Source organism: Dokdonia ponticola (assembly GCF_042653865.1).
GTDB classification, from domain to species: domain Bacteria; phylum Bacteroidota; class Bacteroidia; order Flavobacteriales; family Flavobacteriaceae; genus Dokdonia; species Dokdonia ponticola.
This window is the reverse complement of the sequence record NZ_JBHSFV010000030.1, coordinates 2,027-4,592: the sequence shown is the minus strand read 5'-3', so window position 1 is coordinate 4,592 and position 2,566 is coordinate 2,027. Positions and strand designations below refer to the sequence as shown.

Here is a 2,566-nt window from a genome sequence, read left to right as displayed (position 1 = left end):
CAATAATCCAACTAACCTTTGGGTGTGAAAGAGCATCAAGTATACTCATTTACAATTATGATTTGTTTAATCTAGGTTGAACTATTTAATAAAAGAACCTGTGTTTATCACACAATTAGCAATCCATACTCTTTAGAGTATGATTTCCTTTATAGAAATCTATAAATTTTAACTACTTTAGTGCTTAATAACAATGCTAATATAGAACATTTGTTCGATTTAGAACAAATAATTAGTAATTTTTTTCTATATAAAACATTTGAACCCCTAATTCAACATGAATTTTTACGAAAAATTATTATCATACAAAGCACTTAATAAGTTGTCTTGGAAGGATATAGGGGATATTATAGGCAAAGAACAAGCTACTATTAGAATAGCTGTAAGAAGAGAATCTTTATCTGACTTAGAAATTAGAGAAATAGAAGAGAAATTCTTTAAAGAACAGAACTCTAATATTGATAAAATAAAAAGTTCGACATCTAATTATGCTAAGTTTATTAAAGTAGGTAAGCACAAAATTACTATTGACGATTTTGTGAGCGCTTTAATTAATAATACTACCTTAATAGAAGATCACCCTAGTTATATTATACTTAAAGATTCTATTAAGGAGAAAGCCAAAAGAGACTATTTAGAAGAACTCTACAAAAAGCAACAAGATAGTAGTAATTGATGTCACTATAAATCGTTTTTAAGCGACTTTATAATAATGGTTATTCCGATAGATTTTTCAAGTTTAGAAATAATAATTTTATCCTTTTTAGTTTGATCTTCCAACGCTTCTAGTTCATCAATATCGCTCTTGTTGATTTGGTGTGCTTTCTCTGATAGAATACCCTTCCTTTTTAGTCTTTTAAGCTTTAATTTCAACCACCACTTATTCATATCTTCATTTTCTTAATGGTGTCTTCTTTTTCTTTCAGGAAATCAGCACGACGATTAATGTTAATTAGAGGTGGGATTTTAATACTTATTAAATCAAAGACTTGGCTCAAAGCAGTATTATATTGTGCTTCTTGTTCTTTTAAAGTTTTTTTATTTTTAAATAAAAAATAAGAGGCCACTAATATCACTACAGGCAGTCCATATAATGCAAGATCGTATGATAACCTTTCAAAATCATATTCGCCTTTAGAATTGACCTTATAAAGAAAACTCCAAATAGCCCAATAAGCTGAACAAAGTATAAAAGCAGAGGATACTACAATCCAAAATCTCTTTTCATTTTTTGTAAAATTTACTTTTAAAACTAGATAAAAACTAAATAGAGATACTACTAAAGCAAATACACGTATTCCTACTCCGAGTAAAAAGTTTTTAAAAGAAGTATATCCTATGTAAGAATCCTTCTCTAAGATATCAGCTTTTATAGCTTGATATTTTTTTAGTTCTAAATTTGATTTTTTTTCTACTAACCTGAATTGAATTGCTAATTCTTTTTCATGCTGAGTCCCATTTTCAAGCTTTTGTATAATTTGATTGTAATTAGAGTCTCTACTTTCAATTATTGGTTTGTATTTCTTTTTATGATTTATGTATTCTTGAGAATTTGCTGGCACATACTCGTGGATGAAAGTAACGGCAATAGAACATATTATTACCGTTACTAATGGTAATATTATTAAAAAACTAATTACCGCCCTCTTCTTCTGTTTCTTCGGCTGGATCGCCGACTTCTCCATGTCCTGTCGCAAATTCATTTTGTTCTTCTTCAATGCTTTTGTCTGGCTCACAACTAACTATTGATATTGTAAATAAACAGATCGTAAAAATTAATAATAATTTTTTCATTTTTAAGGTATTTAGATTAAACAGAAATAATGTAATCTTTTCCTTTCCTTAAAATGAAACAGCCCTTTATAGTTATAAAATAATTATTAACGGTAAAGGTTCGCTAATATACTGTTAATGATTAAATTAAAACAATAATAAAACCTCAATAATAATACGGTAAACACGTAATATTATTGAGGTTTTTGATTTTTACACTTCGAATAGATATAGGAACTGTAAATTAAGTAATGTGTTGTAAGTATCTTTTTAGGGTTTGAGAACTTTGGTTTAGGCTACTTTCTTTTGTCGTTTATCAGGAATTAATTTATAGCATACATATAAAACCGTAACGATCACTGTAGGGGCTACCCAATAAAAATTTCGATCTATCCATTCTTCTTTTAATTCTATCTCCACCAGCTTTTTTATCCGTGGGTCTTTTTTAGCTTTGATACTTCTAGGCATAGTGGGTAAAATATTTACTTTACTATTATTGTATTTATCACAATTCAATGCTATTGACATTTTAAGCTGATTCAATTCAATGTTTTCAACTTTATCCAATAAAAGATCTTGTTTAGCTTCTACGCGTTTTTGTGCTATAAATGTTGCTTTAGGATTTGTAAGTTCATTGAATGTATTTCCAATAACACTACCCATAGAAGCTGTGAGTAAATCCATATTATTTATGGATTTATTTGAGGGTTCTTCTTTAACAAGTTCACTTAGCTTGCCTTTATTGTGACGAACTCTACAGGCTTTTGTTCTACATTTAGCAGAGCAATATACC

5 protein-coding genes are annotated in these 2,566 nt (G+C 28.6%); 1 reads left to right on the top strand and 4 read right to left on the bottom strand.

What is annotated here, in order from left to right:
- The first annotated feature begins 277 nt into the window (after window positions 1-277).
- On the top strand, window positions 278-676 hold the full coding sequence (locus tag ACFO3O_RS22360; RefSeq protein ID WP_379983047.1) for a hypothetical protein: 399 nt from the start codon (window positions 278-280) through the stop codon (window positions 674-676).
- A gap of 5 nt (window positions 677-681) precedes the next feature.
- Here ACFO3O_RS22360 and ACFO3O_RS22355 read toward each other — a convergent pair whose 3' ends face one another.
- From ACFO3O_RS22355 to ACFO3O_RS22340, 4 genes are all read right to left on the bottom strand, one after another.
- The gene (locus tag ACFO3O_RS22355) at window positions 682-888 is read right to left on the bottom strand and encodes a hypothetical protein (protein ID WP_379983046.1); all 207 of its coding nucleotides are present in this window, start codon (window positions 886-888) and stop codon (window positions 682-684) included.
- Entirely contained in the window at window positions 885-1,562 is a 678-nt protein-coding gene (locus ACFO3O_RS22350; protein WP_379983045.1) for a hypothetical protein, read from the bottom strand. Before ACFO3O_RS22350 ends, ACFO3O_RS22355 begins: the two co-directional genes overlap by 4 nt.
- A gap of 70 nt (window positions 1,563-1,632) precedes the next feature.
- Entirely contained in the window at window positions 1,633-1,794 is a 162-nt protein-coding gene (locus tag ACFO3O_RS22345) for a hypothetical protein (protein WP_379983044.1), read from the bottom strand.
- A gap of 270 nt (window positions 1,795-2,064) precedes the next feature.
- The coding region (locus ACFO3O_RS22340; RefSeq protein WP_379983043.1) for a hypothetical protein at window positions 2,065-2,566 on the bottom strand (502 nt) is incomplete at its 5' end.